This is a genomic window from Paenibacillus intestini (assembly GCF_030803945.1).
GTDB classification, from domain to species: domain Bacteria; phylum Bacillota; class Bacilli; order Paenibacillales; family Paenibacillaceae; genus Paenibacillus; species Paenibacillus polysaccharolyticus.
On sequence record NZ_JAURUN010000007.1, the window covers coordinates 65899 to 88822 of the forward strand.

22 protein-coding genes are annotated in these 22924 nt (G+C 48.1%); 12 read left to right on the plus strand and 10 right to left on the minus strand.

Translation table 11 applies throughout. The features are described from left to right. Window positions 1–278 precede the first annotated feature (278 nt). The 9 genes from J2T16_RS18550 (at window position 279) to J2T16_RS18590 (ending at window position 10028) form a co-directional block, all read left to right on the plus strand. Window positions 279–656 (plus strand): ATP-binding cassette domain-containing protein, encoded by a 378-nt coding sequence (locus J2T16_RS18550; RefSeq protein WP_221790889.1) that lies wholly within the window; start codon window positions 279–281, stop codon window positions 654–656. A 435-nt stretch (window positions 657–1091) separates the two neighbouring features. Then, on the plus strand, window positions 1092–1277 hold the full coding sequence (locus J2T16_RS18555; RefSeq protein ID WP_221790891.1) for an aspartyl-phosphate phosphatase Spo0E family protein: 186 nt from the start codon (window positions 1092–1094) through the stop codon (window positions 1275–1277). 307 nt (window positions 1278–1584) lie between these two features. Next, entirely contained in the window at window positions 1585–3483 is a 1899-nt protein-coding gene (locus tag J2T16_RS18560; RefSeq protein WP_339834902.1) for a sensor histidine kinase, read from the plus strand. Window positions 3484–3488: 5 nt separating this feature from the next. Next, a complete protein-coding gene (locus tag J2T16_RS18565) occupies window positions 3489–4253 on the plus strand; it encodes a response regulator transcription factor (protein ID WP_499019006.1) in 765 nt (254 codons plus the stop codon). Window positions 4254–4508: 255 nt separating this feature from the next. Continuing rightward, on the plus strand, window positions 4509–5804 hold the full coding sequence (locus J2T16_RS18570; RefSeq protein WP_499019007.1) for an ABC transporter substrate-binding protein: 1296 nt from the start codon (window positions 4509–4511) through the stop codon (window positions 5802–5804). 151 nt (window positions 5805–5955) lie between these two features. Next, window positions 5956–6837: a hypothetical protein gene (locus J2T16_RS18575; protein WP_499019008.1), complete on the plus strand. Its 882-nt coding sequence runs from the start codon at window positions 5956–5958 to the stop codon at window positions 6835–6837. Window positions 6838–6914: 77 nt separating this feature from the next. After that, window positions 6915–7748: a carbohydrate ABC transporter permease gene (locus J2T16_RS18580; RefSeq protein WP_276539947.1), complete on the plus strand. Its 834-nt coding sequence runs from the start codon at window positions 6915–6917 to the stop codon at window positions 7746–7748. Further along, a complete protein-coding gene (locus J2T16_RS18585) occupies window positions 7741–8586 on the plus strand; it encodes a carbohydrate ABC transporter permease (protein ID WP_499019080.1) in 846 nt (281 codons plus the stop codon). Before J2T16_RS18580 ends, J2T16_RS18585 begins: the two co-directional genes overlap by 8 nt. 86 nt (window positions 8587–8672) lie before the next feature. Further along, the gene (locus J2T16_RS18590; RefSeq protein ID WP_499019009.1) at window positions 8673–10028 is read left to right on the plus strand and encodes an FAD-dependent oxidoreductase; all 1356 of its coding nucleotides are present in this window, start codon (window positions 8673–8675) and stop codon (window positions 10026–10028) included. Window positions 10029–10525: 497 nt separating this feature from the next. Here the strand turns inward: J2T16_RS18590 and J2T16_RS18595 are convergent, their stop codons facing one another. From J2T16_RS18595 to J2T16_RS18610, 4 genes are all read right to left on the minus strand, one after another. Next, on the minus strand, window positions 10526–11176 hold the full coding sequence (locus J2T16_RS18595) for an amino acid ABC transporter permease (RefSeq protein WP_090918873.1): 651 nt from the start codon (window positions 11174–11176) through the stop codon (window positions 10526–10528). Window positions 11177–11247: 71 nt separating this feature from the next. Then, window positions 11248–11970 carry an amino acid ABC transporter permease gene (locus J2T16_RS18600; RefSeq protein ID WP_090918871.1) on the minus strand — a complete coding sequence of 241 codons (723 nt, stop codon included), beginning with the start codon at window positions 11968–11970 and terminating at the stop codon, window positions 11248–11250. A gap of 33 nt (window positions 11971–12003) precedes the next feature. Then, window positions 12004–12843: an ABC transporter substrate-binding protein gene (locus tag J2T16_RS18605; protein ID WP_154891470.1), complete on the minus strand. Its 840-nt coding sequence runs from the start codon at window positions 12841–12843 to the stop codon at window positions 12004–12006. Window positions 12844–12918: 75 nt separating this feature from the next. After that, window positions 12919–13647 (minus strand): amino acid ABC transporter ATP-binding protein, encoded by a 729-nt coding sequence (locus J2T16_RS18610; RefSeq protein WP_090918867.1) that lies wholly within the window; start codon window positions 13645–13647, stop codon window positions 12919–12921. Between the two features lie 424 nt (window positions 13648–14071). Between J2T16_RS18610 and J2T16_RS18615 the strand changes: the two genes are divergently transcribed. Next, a complete protein-coding gene (locus tag J2T16_RS18615; protein ID WP_499019011.1) occupies window positions 14072–15688 on the plus strand; it encodes a glycoside hydrolase family 28 protein in 1617 nt (538 codons plus the stop codon). Window positions 15689–15856: 168 nt separating this feature from the next. Here J2T16_RS18615 and J2T16_RS18620 read toward each other — a convergent pair whose 3' ends face one another. Then, window positions 15857–16708, minus strand: coding sequence for a helix-turn-helix transcriptional regulator (locus J2T16_RS18620; protein ID WP_090918863.1), 852 nt, complete (start codon window positions 16706–16708; stop codon window positions 15857–15859). 277 nt (window positions 16709–16985) lie between these two features. On the opposite strand from J2T16_RS18620, the gene J2T16_RS18625 reads away from it, so the two are divergent. After that, window positions 16986–17444, plus strand: a complete 459-nt coding sequence (locus tag J2T16_RS18625; RefSeq protein ID WP_090919039.1) for a cupin domain-containing protein — start codon at window positions 16986–16988, stop codon at window positions 17442–17444. Between the two features lie 156 nt (window positions 17445–17600). Here the strand turns inward: J2T16_RS18625 and J2T16_RS18630 are convergent, their stop codons facing one another. From J2T16_RS18630 to J2T16_RS18640, 3 genes are all read right to left on the minus strand, one after another. Beyond that, complete coding sequence (locus tag J2T16_RS18630) at window positions 17601–18452, minus strand: hypothetical protein (protein ID WP_499019012.1); 852 nt, start codon at window positions 18450–18452, stop codon at window positions 17601–17603. Then, window positions 18449–18967 (minus strand): sigma-70 family RNA polymerase sigma factor, encoded by a 519-nt coding sequence (locus J2T16_RS18635; protein ID WP_499019013.1) that lies wholly within the window; start codon window positions 18965–18967, stop codon window positions 18449–18451. Before J2T16_RS18635 ends, J2T16_RS18630 begins: the two co-directional genes overlap by 4 nt. Before the next feature lie 271 nt (window positions 18968–19238). Then, window positions 19239–20066, minus strand: a complete 828-nt coding sequence (locus J2T16_RS18640; RefSeq protein WP_260511122.1) for an aldo/keto reductase — start codon at window positions 20064–20066, stop codon at window positions 19239–19241. A gap of 360 nt (window positions 20067–20426) precedes the next feature. On the opposite strand from J2T16_RS18640, the gene J2T16_RS18645 reads away from it, so the two are divergent. Then, entirely contained in the window at window positions 20427–21683 is a 1257-nt protein-coding gene (locus tag J2T16_RS18645) for a DUF445 domain-containing protein (RefSeq protein ID WP_336121286.1), read from the plus strand. 127 nt (window positions 21684–21810) lie between these two features. Here the strand turns inward: J2T16_RS18645 and J2T16_RS18650 are convergent, their stop codons facing one another. Together J2T16_RS18650 and J2T16_RS18655 are read right to left on the minus strand one after the other, a co-directional pair. Continuing rightward, the gene (locus tag J2T16_RS18650; RefSeq protein WP_154891481.1) at window positions 21811–22164 is read right to left on the minus strand and encodes a YxeA family protein; all 354 of its coding nucleotides are present in this window, start codon (window positions 22162–22164) and stop codon (window positions 21811–21813) included. 27 nt (window positions 22165–22191) lie between these two features. Next, window positions 22192–22923 (minus strand): ABC transporter permease, encoded by a 732-nt coding sequence (locus tag J2T16_RS18655; protein ID WP_499019014.1) that lies wholly within the window; start codon window positions 22921–22923, stop codon window positions 22192–22194. Window position 22924: the final 1 nt, after the last annotated feature.

The window sequence follows — 22924 nt, forward strand, 5'->3', positions numbered from 1 at the left end:
TTTTAAAACAGGATAAAGTGTGCCTTTCTTGAGTAAAAAAGCCCCGTTGGTTACTTGATTATATATTGTGATATCTCATAACCGTATGCATCCCTAACGCCACCTACTATGTATTTCTATGTAGCTGAATTAACATATTTGGTTATGGATAGCCCCTTCCCACATTTGAGTCTGATCAACATAAGCTTCATTACACTTTGTTATGTTACCTACGGACTTATCGCACTCAAGTTTGTGAAAGTTATATCCAGAACACATCGGACATAGCAGGAGGATCTATGATTAAAATTGAAGATTTGAGTTTTTCTTATCCCAAAGCCTCTCGCAAAAACCTGGATCATTTACATGCTGAGTTTCCCGAACAGACCGTGAATATGATCATTGGCAAAAATGGTTCTGGCAAAACGACATTATTTGATCTGATCGCAAATGTGGTTAAACGTCCGTCAGAAATACAAGGTATTCCTGATGAGAAGGAGATCATCTACCAGCTTTGCCACTTGCCTTTTACTCAAAATTGTACAACAATAATTACCAGTAAAGAGTTAAATTGTGCAACAAACTGTGCTAAATTGAAGATAATAAAAAAGAGCAAGGATGCGCTAACATCCCTACTCTTTACAACAGCCGCTTCTAAGGGTGGTGGCTGTGCATAGGTAGCTGAGATAGACCATACCTTAGCTGGGGCGGTCTATTTCTTTTTGTTTTGATTATTTAAGGCAATTAACACCGAATCACCACAGGCATCACCTTTGCGGCAATTAGAAAATATCTGATTGATATGACAGGAATTGCATTCGACATCAATGGGTTTTATTCATCAAGGGATCATATGAGACATTTATTAAAATGGGTGATGGGGTGAATCCTGACTTGGCGTTTCTGTGAAATGTGGATGGATCACGATATGTGGACAAAACATAAGATTGCGTATCCATATGTTGTATGTGTTTTTGATTAATGTGCATTTAAAAAATACTAAACTTATGAAACTAAACCTTTGTAAACAATCATTTGATTTTGCAAAGGAAAAAAATATGAATTTTTTGGCAATGTATCCTAAAATGATGTAAAACGAGGGGGTGCATGCTATGGGTGAACCGATGCAGATTAAAGATCGAATTGAACGGGATAGGCAAAAGTTACGTCGGTTGGCGGAGAATCATGGCATGCAGGATAACAAAGTCCTCGAACAGTCCATGGTTTTGGATGAGCTAATCAATGAATATTATCGATTCCAATATAAACATATGATGAAGAGACAACCGATTGCTTAATGCAGTCGGTTTTTTAATGTGACCCAAAAGAAGCCGACTGCTAAATTGCATTCGGCTTTTTAATGTTTTCCGAAAGATAACTCACCCTCCCCTAACGTACTCCCAGAACATCCCTCCATCCCATCCAATTCCTCTTTAAATTCCGTACTAAATCCATAGCTTACAGGATCGTCACGACATCTCTAAACTGGATATGATGACCTCAATTCACCCGGAATGGATGCATCTGTTTGCTCCAACGGGATGAACCTTTTCATCGAACAACAGCTAGGGTTCATACAATGAAACGAAGGAGGGGGACAAGTGAATGACAGAAAGGACACTGAAAGGTTTTCTTTCTATTCGGGATTTCATAGGTTTCAGCTCGATTCGAAAAAGCATAAACCTGCGCTCCAAGCTGCTAGTGCTTTTTCTGGCATTGACGCTCTTGCCGCTTAGCTTGCAGGGGGTGATGAGCTACGCTCATTTCTCGCAGACGCTGGATCGCAAGACGGAGCAGTTCACGATTGATATGGTGCGGCAGATCAACACCAATCTGAACCGGATGCTCAAGGATTTTGAAAGGTTGTCGCTCTTGCCGCTGTATGACGAGACCGTTCTTGGCATCCTGCGGAAGTACGATGGTTCGATGGGTTCAGGGACGTGGGCCAAGTCGGATGATTATCAGAAAATGAAGCTGTATACGTCAGCTCAAGCCTATGATCGGCCAGAGATTCGAGGCATTCATCTGATCAGCAATAGCGGCATTCTGTTCTCCAATCTGGACTCCCTTGCAGTCAAACCCGTCTGGGACGGCAACCAGGAACAGTGGTTTACTGAACTGAAAGGCACAGAAGGCATATGGCACGTGCTTCCTCCGCATATTCCCGGCTACTACGTAAGTGGTCAGGAAGCGGAATACATCACCGTGGGCAGAGAGCTGCGTGATCCGGGGACGCTACAGCGGCTGGGGTACATTTTGATCGATATCCGGCTGGAGGCCTTTGGGCAGCTATTATCCAACCTGAATTTTGAGCAAAAAGCAAGCCTGATGATCGTAGACAGCCAGCAACGTCTTATTTTTGAAAAAACGTCAACAGACGGGTTATCCGCTTATGCTCCTTTGTTATCCCATGGAAAGCTTCAGGATTATGCAGACCATCAGAAGATAGCACTGGATGGACGTTCCTACCTCCATGTAAGGCATCATTCAGGATATTCGGGGTTGTCCGTGATCGGCCTGACGCCAATTACGGTCATTCAAAAAGAATCAGGGGAGATGCTGACCTTTACGATGGGACTAGCCCTTCTCTGTATGGCGGCTGTAGCAATCCTCGCCGTACTGGTATCGTATAGGGTCACCCGTCCGCTTATTCGTCTGAAACATCATATGATTCGTGTGGAGCAGGGGGATTTCAGCCAGCGGGTTACCCAATACAGCAGTGATGAACTGGGGCAGATTAGCAGAGGATTTAACCGCATGATGGAGGAGATCCATCGCCTGTTCCATGAGGTGTATATGCTCGAAATTCAGGAACGGGAAGCAGAACTGTCGGCACTGCAGAGTCAGATGAACCCTCATTTTATATACAACACGCTGGAGTCGATCAACATGATGGCTGTCCGCCAGAGACATGCAGAGGTGTCTGCTATGGTGACAGCGCTTGGCAGACTACTGCGATACACCATTGATAAGGCAGATCGCATGGTGACGTTGCGGGAAGAGCTGGCGTTTGTCGATTCTTATGTACGAATCCAGCAAGTGCGTTACAACGGTGAATTGGAGATTATCTATGACATGGAGGAAGAGGTTAACGACTGTCTTGTTCCCAAGCTGATCCTGCAACCACTGGTGGAAAATGCGATCTGCCATGGGATCGAAGGACGGCTAGCAGGCAGCGACACGGGAGGTATGATCTGGGTATCTGCTGTTGTATTCGATCAGGAACTGCTCATCAGTGTCCGGGACAACGGCAAAGGAATGGAACAGGAGGAGCTGGATCGGTTAAATGCTTCTATCTCTGGACAGACCGTTTCTGGAAAAAACGTGCATCCACCCGCTAATCCCATTCTGCATCGTCATGCCGGGGAGAGTCTGGGGCTGCACAATATCGCTCAAAGGCTGCACCTGGTGTATGGAAAAGACAGCGGACTAAGTGTGGATGGCAGTCCTGGGCAAGGGCTGGTTGTTACCTTATCCATTCACCTTCAACGGAAAGGGGATTGATACGCATGTATAAAGTGCTGCTTGTCGAGGATGAAACGGTGATTCGCCAGGGATTACGAGAGTTGATTGTACAGGCATCCCCTCAGTTTCAGGTGGTGGGGGAAGCGGCAAGCGGAGCCGAGGCACTGGAGGTACTGCGCTGTGAAGTGCCGGATGTATTAATCACGGATATCCGTATGCGCGAGATGGATGGATTGACGCTGGTTTCATTAGCGAGAGAGATGTACCCTGATCTGCTGATGCTTATTATCAGCGGGTACGGGGAGTTTGAATATGCACGCAGGGCGATGGAACACGGGGTATTAAGTTATCTTTTGAAGCCCATCGAACGTCATGAACTGGTGAAATGTTTGCAAAAAATGCAATCGCTACTGGACCGTAGAACCGGCCGCTCCACACTTCCTATCCCCGAAACCTCTGGCGCAGCCAACCCGGAACACGGGGAACCTCGCAAAATTATTCGCAGCGTGAAAGAACACATCCACCAGCATCCTGATGGTGATCTGCGGCTCCAGACGGTTGCTTCGCTGGTCAATCTGAACCCGACGTATCTGAGCCAGTTGTTCAAAACCGAGACGGGCATCAACTATTCCGAATATATCGCGGAGGCACGAATGGAGCGGGCGAAATGGCTTCTGGCCAACACCGGACTCAAAATCTATGACGTTGCCCGGTTATCCGGGTATCAGAGTCCGAAACATTTCATGCTGGTGTTTAAACAGCAGATGGGATGTACGGCAGGGGAGTATCGTGACGGATATGATGTGTAGCGTGGGGAGTAGTGAGAAACAGAAAGTACAGGAAGAGAGTAGCACTAGCAAAATGCCTCTTGGTTTAGAGCGTTTGAAAGAGCAAAGCATAGAGAGCATTTAGGCGAGTGCTGTATGAGGGCAGAGCTAGGTGTCAGGAGAAAATCTCTTAAAATTCCGTACCATTTCTGCAACTGACGTGATTTAGGAGCAAGCAGCGCTTTCGATATACTGAGGTGGCACAGGAATACCATAACGTCCATAAGGGGGATTTCGATGAAAAAGGCAGGACTGATGCTGATTCTCGCGCTTATGATCACAGCTTTAATTGGATGCACAAGCACCAATACGGGCGGGGGTTCGAACGCCTCTGGCGGAGAGAAAGACAAGGTAGAACTGAAATTCATGATGTGGGGCAACCAGGCACACATTGATGTGTACAACAAGCTGATCGATGGCTTTACAAAAGAAAACCCGGGCATCAAGGTAACGATGGAATCGGTACCCTTTGCCGATTATCAGCAGAAAATATCGGTGCTTGCCGCTGGCGGCTCGCTTCCTGATCTGGCCTGGGTATCGGAACGCATGATACCACAGTTCAAGTCCAATCACATCCTGGCCGACGTGTCGGCGTTCAAGGATGACGCACAATTTAAGCTGGACGATTACATTCCCAGCACGCTAGATCTCTTCCGTGAGGGAGATCAACTGTTAGGCTTGCCGTTTTCCACACCGCCGGTGGTGATGTTTTATAATCAAACGCTCTTCGACAAGGCCCGGCTGACTGATCCCAATACGCTGGCTGCCAAAGGCGAGTGGACGTGGGAGCAGTTCGAGGCGTCTGCCAAAGCGATAACCAGCAAGGATGCGGCGAATCGCATCTATGGGGCTAACTTTTTTCGGGACTGGAAGACCTGGGCCGTGCTTTCTTCATACTCCTGGTCTAACGGAAGCGGGCCGTTCAACGAAGATATGACAGCGTTTACCTGGAATGATGAGTACGGTGTACAGACCTTTGCCATGCTGGAGCGCATGATGTTTACCGACGAATCTCACCCGAAAGCGGGCGAGCAGGTGAGCTTTGATGCAGGCAATGTGGGCATGTGCTTCGATAACTACAGCTATGTGTCCAAAGCAAGGGAGATCAAGGATTTTGAGTGGAGTATTGCACCTATGCCGTCCGGCTCACAGGGCAGCGTACCGATGCTGGGGCAAGCGGGCTATGCCATGTTCAAGGATAGCAAGCACCCGGAGGAGACGAAGAAATTGCTGAAGTATTTCGCCAGTGAACAGGGAACGCAAGCAACCGCGACGTACTTTGTGCCTGCGCGTACTTCGGTGCTGAACTCCGATGCTTTCATCCAGCAGCCGAACAACCCGAGCAAAGAGCATATCGTGCAGGCGGTCATTGATGAAATGCCGAAAGCCCGTCTGATTCCGGGACATATCCGCTGGCAGGATATTGATAACGCGGTACTGCAAGGTTTTGACCGATTATTCGCCCGTACAGCCTCGCCAGAGGATAATTTGAAACAAATGCAGACGGAAGTGCAGCGCATATTGCAGCCCTGAAGAGTTGGAGAGTGAAGGAGTGCGGGAGATGAAGCGTAAATAAGATAGAGCGTAGGGAAGACGGGAAAATGATGGAAAGAAAAATGACGGAAAAAAAGTGAATGGGGCGTATGAAGAGTGAGAGAAGTGAGGGGATGAACCAGTGGAAGACATGAAGAAGGGTCAGCAGACGGAGCAGATGCAGCAGCGTTCGCAGAGGACGGAACAGACCAAGGAGTCACAACAGATGCAGCCTTCTCAGAGTTGGCAGAACCCGCAGAACTCCCAGAACCCGCAACATTCACATCAAGTCGGTCAACTTTGGGCTAAGCAGCATGTGCAAAAGACAGGTCAACTGCAAGCCATGCTGGAGCAAAAACCGCTGTCGCTCATCGTCAGTCTGCCCGGGAACGATCTCGCACTGGCTCGGGCGGCATGGGAGGAAGGTGCGGATGCTCTGAAGGTGCACTTTAATGTGGGCCATCGCGCAAGCGGCAACCATTTTGGTCCGCTGGATGAATACACCGAGGTATTTCGGGCGATCCGCTCGGAGTTCGCTGGTCCGTTCGGCGTTGTGCCATCCGGGAGTATCGAAGGGACACGGAGAGAAGATGTGGAGCGCCTGGCGGGTATGGGCTTTGACTTCTACTCCATCTATGCGCATCATCTGCCTTCTTTTATGTTGCAAAATCTTGGGCTGGAATCTACGTTTGCGATTAACAACGAGTATGATGTGTCTCTGGTGGCGTCTGCTGCACATTTCGGTTTTACTGCACTGGAGGCTTCGATTGTACCCGGCAAAGAATACGGCACCCCGCTCAGCTTTGCGGACGTGCTTCATTATCGGCAACTGGTCTTGCAGGCCGGAGTACCGGTACTTGTCCCTTCCCAGCGTAAATTGGTACCGGAGGATGTTCCCGTGCTTCACCATAGCGGCATCAAGGCTATTATGCTCGGGGCAATGGTTACAGGCAAAACGGAGGATGAGCTGCGTAGAGCCGTGAGTAGCTTCCGCAATGCAATAGATCGTCTGACTGGGAGGGATGGCTCGTGAGCCGATCCAACAAGCGGAGACGTGGAGGGCCGCTCGCCAGGGAAGCGCAGATTGCTGGCTGGTTGTTTATTTCACCGATGGTGCTGGGCTTTACTTTGCTGCTTCTGTTCCCGATGGGGCTTGCGTTGTATATGAGCCTGACGGATTGGCCGCTGCTTGGGGATCATCATTTTATCGGACTAGAAAATTATCGGAATATTATGACGGACGCCATGTTCTGGGAGGTGCTTGGCAATACGGTTTACTTTACGGCAGGTCTGGTGCCGCTGAATATCGTACTCGCTTTGCTGCTCGCCCTGCTCTTATCCAAAAGCATTCGAGGGATCGGCCTGTTCAGAACGGCCATTTTCGTCCCGGTGATGACGTCATTAATTGTCTGGGCCATCGTGTGGAAGCTGATGTATGCAACAGAGTCGGGACTGATCAATCAGCTATTGCTGATGATGGGCATTAAAGGCCCTGCCTGGCTATATGATCCGAACCTGGCCATGCCTGCGGTCATTGTGACGAGTGTGCTGAAAAATGTCGGGCTGAACATGGTGCTGTTCATTGCAGCACTTCAGCAGGTCCCGCGTTCCTTGTATGAAGCGGCGACACTGGATGGCGCGGGCAGAAGGGCTTCTTTTTTCAACGTCACCCTGCCTATGATCACGCCGACCGTATTTCTGACCGTCGTGATGACCGTCATTGGGTCGCTCAAAGTATTTGGACAGATCTATGTCATGACCCAAGGCGGGCCGAGCAACAGCACGAAAGTTCTGGTCTATTACATCTGGGAAAAAGCGTTCAAGCTGTTTCAGTTCGGCTATGCTTCGTCCCTTGCGTATGTGCTGTTCCTGATTGTGCTGATTCTGACGCTGCTGCAATGGCAGCTTCGAAAGAGGTGGGTGTTTGGTGAAGGCGATGCCTAGTTTGTCAGGCCGAAGGTTCGGGGCTGCGGTTGGCACCTATTTGATACTGACGGCAATTTCGCTGATCATGATTGTTCCGCTGATCTGGATGGTCTCGACATCCCTCAAGGAACCGCAGAGCATATTCACCTATCCACCGCAGTGGATACCGGATAGCTTGCAATTTCAGAATTATATCGATGTGTTTCGATTGATTCCGTTTCACCGTTTTTACGGGAATAGTGTGTATATCTCTGCGTTGGTGGTGCTTGGCACGGTGTTTTTTGCCTCGCTTGCGGGGTATGCCTTTGCCAAGATTCCGTTTAAGGGACGGAATGTGGTCTTTCTCATTTTGCTGAGCGCGATGATGATTCCGCATGAAGTCACAGCGATTCCGATGTTTCTGTTTATGCGGCAGCTGGGGTGGATTGATACGCATCTTCCGCTGATTTTACTGCCGATTTTTGGCGCGGGTGGTGTGTTTGGCATCTTTGTGATGCGGCAGTTCTTTATTACGGTGCCCACCGAGCTGGAGGAAGCGGCCATGATTGATGGCTGTAGCCGATTTCGGATTTATTGGCAGATTATGCTTCCGCTTGCCAAGCCGGGTATGGCGACGCTGACGATTTTTACATTTGTGACGAGCTGGAATGAGTTCTTCGATCCGTTGATTTTTATCAATTCGAGAGAGCTAATGACGCTGCCGCTGGGGTTGTCCCTGTTCACGGATGAGGTGGGCACAGCTTGGCAGTATTTGATGAGTGCGACCGTGATGGCGACGGTGCCGCTATTGATCGTCTTTTTCCTGGCGCAGCGGCGTTTCATTGAGGGAGTGGCGATGACAGGATTGAAGGAGTAGTCGGGTTTGGGAAGTCAGACAGACAGAGGCACGATGCATCGAGCGATTGAAAGAGTAGCGTATCACATGGAAGGGAGAGGGCAGGTTTGAATGAAGTGGCGAATGTCAAAAGGGAAACGGCGGATGTTGTCGTTGTCGGAGGCGGCCCCGCGGGAATAGCGGCGGCGATTGCAGCAGGGAGGCAGGGTGTTCGCGTGGTGCTAGTGGAACGCTACGGATTTGTTGGCGGGATGTCAACGGCTGCTATGGTTTACCCGTGGATGACGTTTCATACCGAGCAGGGTGAGCAGGTCATTCGGGGGATTGCACAGGAGATTGTGGATCGCTTGCAGGCAAGAGGCGGTTCCCCCGGGCATCTGCGTGATACGGTTGGTTTTGTGCATAGCGTGACACCGTATGATCCTGCCGTCTATCAGGTGGTCGCGGCAGAAATGTTGAAAGAAGCGGGTGTTCGGCTGTTGCTGCACAGCTTCGTAGATGGTGTTACTACGGTGGATGACCGAGTAGAGGCGGTGCGAGTGACGAACAAATCCGGTCAGCTGGAGCTTCAGGCGAACGTATTTGTCGATGCGAGCGGTGATGCGGATGTGGCTTATCTGGCTGGGGCCACTATAGCGAAGGGGCGGGAGGAAGACAGCCAATCTCAGCCCATGACGATGAAGTTCCGTATGCGCGGCGTGGATCTCGGGCGTGTGAAGCAGTATATGCAGGAGCATCCGGAGGATTTTTATGAGAAAACACCTTTTGCCGAACTGGACACGATTCCGTTAACGGGCGTGAGCGGCTTCTATTCACACTGGAAGAGAGCGGCAGTGCCGATTCAACGCGATCAGGTGTTATTTTTCACCGGACCGGCGGCTGATGAAGTGTTGATTAACTGTACCCGGGTGCAGGGGCTTGATGCCACCAATGCTGTGGATTTAACCGAAGCTGAACAGGAGGGACGAAAGCAGGTGCTGATGATTGCCGAATTTCTGCGGAATGATGTGCCTGGTTTCGAACGAGCTTCGATCTCGGTTGTAGCCCCACAGATCGGCATTCGTGAATCCAGACGTGTCATTGGGCATTATGTGCTGACTCAGGAAGATGTCGTTGCAGGACGGAAGTTCGACGATGTCATCGCTAGAAGCGGTTATCCTATCGATATTCATGATCCCTCCGGGCAGGGCGTGACTGCAGCCTTTATTGAAGGAGATGGTGCGTATGATATTCCCTATCGTTCGCTGCTCTCGCAAAATATCAGCAACTTGCTGGCTGCCGGACGCTGTATCTCCACGACACATGAGGCTCACGCCACAACCAGACTGACCCCAAGCTGTATGGCAACGGGAGAAGCTTCGGGAACAGCTGCGGCTATGGCGGTAAAGCTGAAACTTCCGCCTGCAAAGCTTCCTGTATCACTGTTGCAAGCAGAGTTGCGCCAAAATGGTGTAGCAATTTGAGTGGAAAAGGGAACGAAGTTAGGGTAACCGCACAGTGGTGAAATTCTAACGATCACCAGAAGCCTTATTTGGGCAAAAAAGTAGACAAAAAAATTCTAACGATCCCCAGTGACGCTATTTTGCCAAGATTGCTCGGAATGGGGCGGAAAATGGCCTGAATCAGCAAAATAAGCTTCCTACGGATCGTTAGAATTGAAAATGCCTCAAAAATGGCTAAATAAGCTCATCTGAGATCGTTAGAATTCAAAAGCTCCAATTCCACGAAAAATGTGGAACGGGAGCTTTTGAACGTTGAACCGTTACTTTGTTTAGCTCGTATTTTGGCAGTTCCACTTCGAGTATTGAAGCTGGACAGTTGAATCGCGAGCAACCGTAGCGGTAGCCTCAAACTGTTCAACATGGAGCAATAGAGTAGCTTAGCTTCAAACCATTGCTACAAGCAATGGAGACCAAAGGAACTGAACCTAAGCACCTGGAACAAAACAACGCCCACCTCCCTAGTTCATTCGTGCCTCAAGTCTTCTGGCAACGATCGAGAGGGAGTAGTTGATGATGAAATAGAGTACAGCAGCGAGCAACAACGCCGGGATGATGTAATCGAAGCTTTGACCTCCAAGGATCTGCACATTGCGCATCAGCTCCGGCAGGGAGATGATGATGGCCAGTGACGTATCCTTCAATAGAGAAATAAATTGGCTGACCATGGGAGGAGACATGCGGCGCAGTGCTTGTGGCATAATGATACCGCTGAGCGTCTGCATGTAACTTAGGCCAGAGGAGCGGGCAGCTTCCACCTGACCGCGTTCTACAGACTTAAGACCGCTTCGCACGATCTCAGCGATCATGGCGCCTTCGAACAGACTCAGTCCTACAACCGTGGACCAGAAGGGTGGCATTTTAATACCAAGCTGTGGTAGCACGATATGGATAAAAAAGATGATAAGCAGCAGCGGCAGGTTACGAATGGTATCTACGATAACCGCCACAATCTGGGAGAGGACGGGGATTCGTGTAAATCGTATCGTACCGAGCAGTGTGCCCAGCACAAAGCTGAACACAATGGATAAGCCTGCAACTTGAAGGGTCACCCAAAATCCTTGCAACAGGAAACGAAGGTTAGGCCACTCATAGGCCCCGCTAAAGTCCATACGTTCGAAGCCTCCTTCGGTGAGCGATATATGTTCAATGAATCACCACATGTGACTGGATTAGAAATGCCCTACATCGTAACCTGCCCGGCAGGTTTGTTTTTCTTCGGTTTACCTTTAGGTTTGCGCGCTTCTGCATCACTCTGTCCAAATCTGCGTTCCATATAATGCACCAGAAAGCTGAGCGGTAAGGTCAGTATCAGATAGAACAGAGCAACGATGGTGTAGACGCTTAGTGGCTGGAACGTATCGGAGTTCACAATGTCGGCAAAATACATCAAGTCCATGCCGGCCACAACCGCCAGGATGGATGAGTTTTTGACCAGATTAATAAATTGATTGCCAATGGAAGGCAGTACAATTTTGATGGCCTGCGGCAGGATGACCAGATTCATGGCCTGTACATAAGACAGTCCCGATGAACGTGCGGCCTCCAGTTGACCTCGAGGTACAGTTTGGATGCCTGCCCGAATCGCTTCTGCGATGAAAACGGCCGTGTATATGGTTAGTCCCAGTGTGCCCGCGACAAATCCATCCAGAGAAATACCCAGCGAAGGCAGTCCGAGATAGAAAAAAAACACAACCAGCAACAAGGGAATGTTGCGGATAAATTCAACAAAGGCCGTACCAAACCAGTTCAACGGTTTGACCGGTGAGATTCGAAAGATCGCCAGAATGGCCCCGAGTACAAAGCTGCCAATCAGAGCCATCACGCTCACTTGAATTGTATTCAGAAATCCTTCCATAAAGCGGTCGGAGTGTCTGAACAGTACGCTGAAATCCAATGTGCCCATAACAAGAGCCCCCGTTCTCCAGGTGTAAAAACGTTATTCAGGCTTGCTACCTAGCCACTTTTCATGCAACGTGTCATACTCACCGCTATCCTTCAGGGCTTTCAGCATCTTGTTCACTTCTTCTACAAAAGCCGTATCGCCCTTGCGAATCGCCATGCCGTATGGCTCACTAGTGAAGTTGCCGCCAACCAGCTTGTAGTTGTTGTCCGTCTGCTGCATGCCGATGAGGATGATGTTATCGGTCGTCAGCGCCTCGCCTTTGCCTGCTTTCAGCGCTGTAAACGCATCTTGATAATTATCAAACTCCAGTACGTCGGCTTTCGGTGCCTTCTCGCGGATATTCTGTGCAGACGTAGAGCCTTTCACGGCAAGCACTTTCACACCATCCAGGCTCTCCAGACCAGCGATGGCACTGTCGTTTTTCACCAGAAGGGATTGGCCTGCCTCGAAGTACACATCACTGAAATCCACTTGCTCTTTCCGCTCATCCGTGATGGTCATCGTCGCAATGATGATGTCGATATCTCCGTTTTGCAGCATCGGTATCCGTGTTTTGGACGTTACTTCTTTCAGTTCGACCTTCGTTTCATCTCCCAAAATCTGCTTGGCCAGTGCCTTGGCAATATCGATATCAAAGCCTTCCACATCTCCACTTGCCGGGTCTTTGAGTCCAAATAACTTCGTGTCATATTTCACGCCAGCAATCAGCTTGCCGCGTTCCTTAATCCGTTCAATCGTACCTTGCGCTTCCGCATCGCCCCCACCGCTTGTGGAAGGTGTGTTTGTACCAGTGGAGTTACAGCCAGATAATACGAGTGATAACATAAGCACCAACATTAACGTTAAAGACGGGAACTTCATATTATTGTTCATCAATTTAAGACCCCTTTCAAAATGTGGAGTGAGCATAAAGGATTGGATTAACGTCTGGGTGAAAGTACGAAGAGGTTAATGATGGATCAGGCGGCTAAGGAACTGTTGTGCTCTTTCTTCTCGGGGATTGTCAAAAAAATCTACTGCGGGTGCCTCTTCGACGATCCGGCCCTCGTCCATGAAAATGACCCGGTCTGCCACCTCACGGGCAAATCCCATCTCGTGGGTAACGACGACCATGGTCATGCCGTTGTGGGCAAGGGAGCGCATCACATCCAGAACCTCCCCGATCATCTCAGGATCAAGGGCGGACGTAGGTTCGTCAAAAAGCATAATCTTCGGTTCCATGGCGAGTCCTCTCGCAATGGCTACACGCTGTTGTTGTCCACCGGACAATTGGGATGGGTAACTGTCTGCTTTATCGGCAATGCCGACCCGCTCCAGGTATTTCATAGCGGTTGCTACGGCTTGGGCTTTGGGTTGCTTACGTACCTTGACGGGTGCAAGAGTGATGTTGTCGATGACTTTTTTGTGGGGATACAAATTGAAATGTTGAAAAACCATGCCGATGTCGCGGCGGAAGAGGTTGATGTCCACCTTTTTCTGATGCAGAGGAATGCCGCTGACAACGAGCTCACCTTCACTGATGGTCTCCAGGCGGTTAATACAACGGAGCAACGTACTTTTGCCAGAGCCTGAAGGTCCGACAATAACGACGACTTCTCCTTCTTCGATACGAAGATGAATATCCTTGAGGACATGGAAATGACCGAAATGCTTTTGCACACGTTTGAATTCAATCAAGAACACACACCCTTTCTGCAATGGAGAGTGAAAATGGGATAAAAAGGAATTATTGCAAAGTGGTTATTTAATCATACATAGACATCCTGCTGATAGCAATTGGTCTGTAATAAAACGTGACATAAGTAATGGGTTTTATAGGGCTATAGCCCAAAATTACGTTATATATATGTTATATAGTTGGTTTTCTTGTGACGAATGCTGACAGAAAAATGAATCAATACTCCTAGTTTATTTACAATGACTGGAATTGATGTATGCTGTAAACTAAAAATAGTGTCTTGTTTTTATAGACGGGCTAACAAATATAAATAACAAATAACATCAAGTTCACTCTGTACATGGCAAAAAAGCTTAACCCGTCACTACTGTGCCGTTGATATGATGAAACGAGAGAATCGAGTAGAGAGGATGATTTCATACCATGAATATATATCGCTCCCCATTATCTGCAGGGTCAGGCAGTGCAACTGAACTTCAAGCATACGAAGTGGATTTGCCCGAGATTCCTAAAAATGATTTTCATATTACCGAGTATGGTGCCGTTGGAGACGGTATTACAGATAATACAGAGGTCTTTCGGTTGGTTATTGCGGCATGTGCAGACGCAGGTGGAGGCAGGATCATCATTCCTGCCGGCGTGTGGCTCACTGGACCGATCGTGCTGCGTAGCCGAATTGAACTGCATGTGCAAGCCGGCGCACTGGTAACCTTCAGTCAGGATTTCAACAAGTATCCTCTTATTGCATCAAGCTTCGAGGGTTGGCAGGTTGTACGTTGTCAATCTCCAATTGATGCAGACGGACTCGAAGATATTGCGATTACGGGGGAAGGCATCTGGGATGGCGGCGGTGAAGCCTGGCGTCCGGTGAAACGTTCCAAAATGACCGTTGGCCAGTGGAAGCGACTGCTTGCCTCTGGTGGTGTTGTGGAAACGTCAGAAACGACGGATGAACAGATCTGGTGGCCTTCCCAATCTGCGATGGATGGCGGTGCCATTGCCGAGAAGCTATACCTGGAAAAAGTACGTGATCTCGCCGCGCATCAAGAGATCCGGGATTTCTTGCGGCCGAACATGGTTAGCTTGCGTCAATGCAAACGGGTTCTGCTGGAAGGGCCTACTTTCCAGAACTCACCGGCCTGGAATCTGCATCCCTGGGCTTGTGAACATGTGACGATTCGTAAAGTGAATGTGCGAAACCCGTGGTTCTCCCAGAATGGAGACGGGCTGGATATTGAATCATGTCGTCATGTTCTGGTAGAGCGGAGTATATTTGATGTTGGTGACGATGCAATCTGTATGAAATCAGGAAAAGATGCCGAGGGGCGTGAACTCGGGCTACCATCGGAGTACGTTACGATTCGGGATTGCACGGTGTATCATGGTCATGGCGGCTTTGTGATCGGCAGTGAAATGTCCGGCGGTGTAAGGCATGTCCGGGTAACGGATTGTACGTTTATCGGCACGGATATTGGTCTGCGTTTCAAGAGCGCACGCGGACGCGGGGGGATCGTTGAGGATATTCAGATTGAGCGCATTTATATGAAGGATATCATTATGGAAGCTATTTCGTTTTCCTTTTTCTATGCCAATATGGAGGGGTCTGCCCGCGGTGGGGACCTTGCAAAAGAGGTCAGCGAAGAAACGCCGGTGTTCCGCGATATTCGCATCTCGGATGTGGTCTGCGCGGGAGCCGATACGGCATTATTTGTTAGCGGTCTACCGGAGATGCCTCTGGACAGCGTAAGTATCGAACGTTACAGCGTGGAAGCTCGTACTGGCATTCAGTGTGCTCAGGCAAAACATTTACAGATTACAGGGCTTCAGGCACAGATCACCGAAGGTCCGCTGATTCATCTTCATAACTGCAAAGGCGCTACACTGGAGGACATTAAAGGTGTGGGTGCGGATGGGAAGCTATTGAAAGTCACTGGACTTGAATCTGCGGGGATCGTATGTCGGGAAACGGATGCAGATACGGAAGGACGACAGATATCGGTAAGTCCGGAAGTCCGAAATGGAGTTATCATTCGTAGATAAACGGTGTGATTTTTTCGTGCCTATTAGAAGTGTAATAGGGCAGCCATGTATGCAGTCCAGTCATCGCCTGAACTTCTCCTGAGATGGAGAAGAGCACATGCTGGAGCTGGAACACGGCTGCCCAATTGATTTTGTAGAGGAAGAATAGGTCAGGACAACATGTCACATTCATCGATGCTCTTTGCGATAACGCAGCGGCGTTGTGCCTGTGATCTGTTTAAAGGTTTTGTTAAAATGAGCAGTATGCTCAAATCCGACCTTCTCTGCGATAAATTGAACCCGCTCTTGTGTTGAAAGTAATCTTCGCTGTGCCTCTCGAACTCGAACGATACGCAAATATTCGCTGAAGCGAAATCCGGTAAGCCTGCTGAACATTCGGCTGAGATAAGAAGGGCTGATATAAAAACGGGCTGCAGCATCTTCCAAAGTGAGCGGTTCAGTGTAGTGTTTATTGACATAGGTTACGATCTCGCTGATCTTGTCCTGCATCGGATGTAGCGAGCCTGGATTGGATTCCCGGATAACCTCCTGTGCCCGATGGACAAGAATCAGAAGTTGAGCCAGCAGACTACGTACGGCGATCTCATAATGAGGGCGTCGTTCTTTGCATTCCTGAAGCATCTGCCACAGGATGCGCTCGATCTCTGGTTGATCTGACTCGGGAAGACGGAGGAGGCTGGAGCATTTGAATGGCAGCAGGCCACAGATGCCTAGCTCCATGCCCGTGGCAAAAGCAGGCGAAAAACCAATGAGAATCCGTTCGAAGCCAGGTTTGTTGCCTTTGGAAGTGGTGTGTACATCATGCGGGTTGATGAGAACCAAGTCACCTTTTCGCGCAGGCAAAATCTGTCCATTCATGGAGTATACCCGTTCACCTTCGAGCAGGTAATATAATTCGTAAAAGGGATGAGCATGAGGTTGCGGCATCGCACTCCCGTCATGTCTTCGCATATATTCTATGGTAAAGGCATAATCACCAATCCGATACTTGGGTCCGATTCGATCCTCAATGAGACTCATTAGGCAACTCCTCTCCACTTCAGCTTGGCGTTGATACTCATATCATAACGGAAAGTAGATAATTTTGTAAACGCTATCATATAGAGTGAGATTGCTTTTTGTGAAGATAGATATCATTCATCAGGGACGGGGGGATATTGTGGAGAAGGTGGACGAATGGAAGAATGCCCGTTATAAAGGTGACAAAACGGACATGTTGTTTTAGAGTAAGGAGAGCGAGGTCATGCTCCAGTTTGGGAGTATCCCCGAAAATGAATTGGAAGGAAGGAAACAAGTTATGACAGCACATGAATTATCACCGCTCGTAGCTGCGCTGGATATGCAGCCTCACGTCGAAGGTGGTTGGTATAAGGAAGTTTGGAAAGCATCTTATCAAATCCCGCAATCCGTATTGCCGGACGCCTACTCTGGTCCGCGCTTCTCGGCAAGTTCAACGTATTTCTTGCTTCATGCTCATGAAATCTCCGAGTGGCACACGGTGCTTTCGGATGAGCTGTGGTTATGGCACAGCGGCAGTCCAATTGAATTGAAATTGGGTGGCAACGGCGAAAACCCGGAGAATGAGGAAGTGCTGATTCTCGGCATGGATATCGAGGCAGGACAATCTCCGCAGGTACTTGTGCCTGCAGGTGTATGGCAGACGGCACGACCATTGGGCGATGAGCCGGTTCTGGTCACTTGCGTCGTAGCGCCAGGTTTTCACTTTGATGACTTCAAGCTGGTATCCAAAGGATAAGCTTATATTTAAAACTTTAAATTTAAAAAACCGATTCAGATATGCTTCAGCATCTGAATCGGTTTTTTTTGAGTGCTCTTCTTTCTTGCTCTTACATTTCTCATATCTCCCTGATGTTCATTGTGAATGCTTTGCATGTCCGATGGCGAATACTGCTCACTTCGGATTTTCATTACTCATCCAGCTGTCTACATAAAACTCTCCATTATACTCCGGTAGCTTAGCGAGTTCCTTAAGCTTGAGTTCAGCTTCTTCCGCGGTAGAATACTCACCGATAACAGCCGTGAACTCATCCGTAGACGTTTTAAGGAAGGAGATATCCTCATCCGGATAAGATTCTTTTAATATACCCATGGACTCTCCAAAAGGCATTGATTCTGTACGGAGTGAGAACACCTTTCGAGGTGTGACTGGTTTGCCGTCAGAAGTCAGCTTCACTTCCAAATATCCAGGGTTCTTGAATTCCGTGACGGAATACTGTACGCCTTCTTTTAAAACAACAACGAATCCGACGGAGGAGTCGTCTAGAATCATGGAACCATAGACATCTTTTACTAAAGGTTGAGTCATGAAGTCGTTTTTTACTTTCTCCATATCCATGTAACGTGCACCGCTGAATGTAAAGAGGATACGATTGGGTGCTGACTTGTGTACTACATTATAATAAGGTGCGTCATTCGTCTGATTCTGGTCATCGGTACTAAAATGAATTTTAAGCGTATTTTGCGTTGCGTCCGAACCCACGGTTACTCCATCGGTAATCTTACCGCCATCGCCGAATTGTAATACTTGAACAATCGTTCCGACCACAGGTATTTTGACCATAGCATTTGCAACTGTAGGAATGTTGACGATGAACAGAAAAGCTGCACATGCTGCCAGAGCAGAAGCATAGCGGATGATACGAGATGATTTTTTGCGAGCAGCCGCTTTTCGCTGGGCTTGACGAATAACCTCTGTAAGTTGAGCCGGGATTTCAATGTTTTCATAACGTTCTTTACTTGTCATAGATCTCCAACCTCTCCTTCAACTAAATCCAATTTTAATTTTTTGATGATCCGATAAAATTTTGACTTGACGGTATTCTCAGATAGGGAGAGCACTTCAGCGATTTCTCGAAAACGCATATTATCGAAAAACTTCAATATGATATAGGCTCTATCTTCAGGCACGAGCCGATCGAGCGCATCGTACAGATCCATCTTTTCTTCTATGGAGGCTCCTCGCTCTGGAGCTGCGAACTCTTGCACATGATCCTCCATATAAGTTACGCGCTGGCTGCGACGAATATGGTCGATCGATGTATTGATTACAATCCGTGACATCCAGGAATCAAAATAGGTCATGGAATCCATTTTGCCATAAGCAATATAACCTTTGTATGTGGCTTCGGATACGATGTCCAATGCTTCTTGTTCATTTTTCACATAGCAGTATGCCAGTCTGTATAATTTGTTTTGGATCGTTGTTATTTTTTCGCTGAACTGTTCTTCCTTTGTTTTTCTGCTGTTCAGTCTAATCAATCTTGTTCCCCCCTGATAAACCTAAATAATATTCAAGTCCTCGTGTATTCCAGGCCCGGATTGGTGTAGAGTGCTTGAGTTGTTTGATACCCGTTAGACTGATAAGGAGGCAAAATAGTTTTAAGGCTTGCAAAAAAAATATGTAATCTCTATTACAAAGGGGCCATACCTTCATTTTTCACAACGAAGTCTGTGACTATAACCTACACAGAACCATATCAAAACACCCGCTCTTCCAGAAACGAAGGCGGGTGTAGTTCAATTCAATATGTCAGAAATTAAAATTGTCCGGATCGGAACCGAAACGCTTATGCTCATTCAGACCGTTAATCTGTTCAATCTCTTCAGCTGTTAACTCGAAATCATATAGCTCGGTATTGGCGTGAATGCGCTCAGGTGTTACCGATTTCGGGATGGTCACGATTCCGTTTTGCAGATCCCAGCGCAATATGACTTGTGCCGGAGACTTGCCGTATTTGGCAGCGATATCCTGGAGCAAAGGATGCTCCATCAGATTACCTTGTCCAAGTGGAGACCAGGCTTCAATCTGAATCTCATGTGTACTGCAGTAGTCGCGTAGTTCCTTCTGAGTCAGGAGCGGATGAAGCTCGACCTGATTGACCGCAGGTTTGATGGTGGCATCCATCAAGAGATCTTCCAAGTGGTGAGTCTGAAAGTTACTCACGCCGATGGCGCGAACACGTCCTTCTTTATAGAGTTTCTCCAGTGCTCTCCATGTATCTTTGTACTTGCCTTTGACAGGCCAGTGGATCAAGTAGAGATCGAGATATTCAAGCTCCAGACGTTGCATGCTTTCTTCGAAAGCGGCAAGTGTGCTCTCGTAGCCTTGGTCACTGTTCCATACTTTGGTTGTGATAAACAAATCTTCACGAGCAATGCCAGATTCACGAATGCCTTGAGCGACACCGGATTCGTTATTATATACTTTGGCAGTATCGATGCTGCGGTATCCAGCTTCTATCGCTGTTTTGACGGCACTTACAACCTCATCTCCGTCTTTCACTTTGAATACGCCAAAGCCAAGCCATGGCATCTTAACTCCATTATTGAGTGTGGTTGTGTCCTGAACGTGTTTCATGATCTGTCATTCCTCCTCTGATTCTTTTCGATTGCTGACAGGTTGTCACTCCTTATTATACTAAAGTTTTCCTCTCTTTAAATATGGGTAGGCAAGCTTCGCGCGAAAAGCCCCTGTTTTATCCTTTTTCGCCAGGCAGAGGTTTGGTTTTGACGCTTGTGGGTGATAAGATGAAGTATACGAAAAAAGAACGAATTGTATTTTATAGATCCTTCATTATAATCCTGAGAGGATAGCGTTTAGAGAAATGGATTCAAACGTAGAGTCCGTATGCTTTTACATAATCACAATCAATCAAGCGTAGTGATCTCGTATGACAAGTCGAGCCTGCGCGATTAACGATAAAGGAGCAAATTAATCATGGCTAAACCTAAAAAAACCAAAACGGCAGCAGCCTGGTCTCTCGTCATTATGGGAGCAGGTTTCGCAGCATCATTGCCATTCCAGGGGGTGCCGGTAGGTAAACTGCTGGTTGGTTCGTTTGAAGCAGGACTCGTGGGTGGACTTGCGGACTGGTTCGCAGTAACTGCGTTATTCCGTCATCCGCTAGGTATTCCGATTCCCCATACGGCGTTACTGCCGAAGAACCGGGATAAGATGACGGAAGGTTTGGTCTCCGCTGTGGAGAATAATCTGCTCAACAAGGACAGCATTACGGAGAAAATTGCTGGCTTCAAAGCAGCTGAGATTGTGCTGGATACATTGGGCCGGGAGCTGCATAGTGACGGGATCAAAACCATGATTGATACGCTCTGCAAACGTATTTTGGCCGGGCTTCCGCTAGAGCAGATCGCTCCGATGGTAGCCAAAGAGATCAAGTCACAGGCCGGAGCGTTTGACTTGGGGCCGATTCTCGAACGGGCCGCTGTACAGGTAACAGAGCGAGGGTATGATGCTCAGGCTCTAGATTATGCGTTGAAACAGGCAGAGGAGTGGCTGGTCAAACCGGAAACGATTCTGTTCCTGGGTGAAAGTGGCATGAAAGCTATTAGTGGGATCCAGATGAATGGACTCATGCAGTTTGCGATGAATGCGTTCATGGGTTATTTGAATGAAGACCGTCTGGGCGGCATTATTCAAGGATATCTCTTTGACCGGGTAGAGGATATGAAACGGGAAGGCAGTGCGCTGCGTTACAAAGTGCTGGATATGCTTCGTACACAGGCCATGCGTATTGCGGTGAGTGAAGCTGTGCAGGATGGCCTTAACGGGTGGAAGAATAATCTGCTGGATGGCTGGAATGCTGAGGAAACCGTGCTGAACAAGCTCACCGAGATGCGGGATAAAGCACTGGTGGCGATGGAGGATGGTCGTTATGTGGATACGTATGCACTGCCTGCAATAGAGAAGGTTTTGGCTGATCTGCGTGCAGATGATGCCTTAATGACAAGCATGAATGGCAAGATTGTAGAAGGTGTCACCACACTGCTGGAGAAAAATCACTCCAAAATCGGGAATCTTGTGCGCGAGAACGTAGATAAAATGGATAATGCTTCACTCATCTCGCTGATTGAAGATAAAGTAGGTCAGGATCTGCAATGGATTCGGATCAACGGTGCGGTGACCGGATTTATTATCGGGGTCTTACTGACCGCGCTACGGATGGTACTTGAATAAAAGGGAAGGCCGGGCCGATCTGGCTGGCCAGCAAGAAGAGCCGCTCGTGTGTAGAGCAGGCTCTTTTTTAGTGTCATCGTAATGATGTGGTTTGTTATCTTGTTGCTAGCTTGGGATGAGAGGTGGATTATTTGGAGGTTAGTTGCTTGGCTTGAGCGGGCAATTCATCTGCCGTCACTTCTTCCCAGTGCGTTACACCACGTATTGCGGCTACATAGAGCTTCAAATATGCACCACTTTTAAGTGATTTTCCTGTAGAAAAGTTTAATGTTTTGGATTTTCCCTCATCCGTATAACCGACTAGTTTGTAGCTGTATCGTCCATTTTCATCCTTGTTTACTTCAGTCTGATTCACAACCGTATAATAGGTTGTTTTGCCTGCTGGATTATCAGGTGTCAGTTTAGCCGGGTCCATGAATATAAGCCACAGGCAAGTCAGAATCACAAGCACTAATGCGAGAATACCGAGTGATTTTTTCATCATAGTGCACTCCTTTACAGTTGGAATTCAGGATGCTGCAATATCTTTATATTTCAGGTAGCGAATCGACCAGATGGCAAATAGAAGAATGAACAAGCTGTTCATAAATAGAAATACCATATTCTCTGAGGTAGTCAGTCCCTTCTGACTAAGCACACCCATACCGATCGTGAGCAGGGAAAACGGGAATAACATGCCAATCTTCAATACATACATGCCCAATCCAAAAAAGACTGCGCACAGGCTGATACCAATAGGTGTAGCAAAGCTGCGTATCCGAATGGATAACCCAAGTTGAAGTGAGGCGATGGAAAGAGAAGCAAACCACCCTCGTAGGCTCCAGACCAGAATTTCCGCTGGAAACTCGCCCGGAATGTTGAACATCTTGCCCGCAGCCCAATACATCAGCATGAAAAAGGCTTGGGCGAAAAAGATCAATAGGCCAACAATGACCAATTTGGCAACAAACAGACTGGTGACACTTAACGGCGAAGCCAGAACCATGTTCCAGTTGCGGTTGCTATGCTCCAGACGGCATACAAAGGCACAACAGATGGCGACTAGAATAGGCAGAAAGAATTCCCCGTAAAACAAGCTGACCTGTGTCCACAAGCTGAACCAACCATTTTGTAAAGCGGCCTGGTTAAAATAAAAGTTAAAACATCCGATAAGCAGGCTGATAATAGGCAGGATTGCCAGTACCAGACCGATCCGGGAACGCCGAAGTTTAAGCCATTCGGCAGAGATACTCCTCAGCATA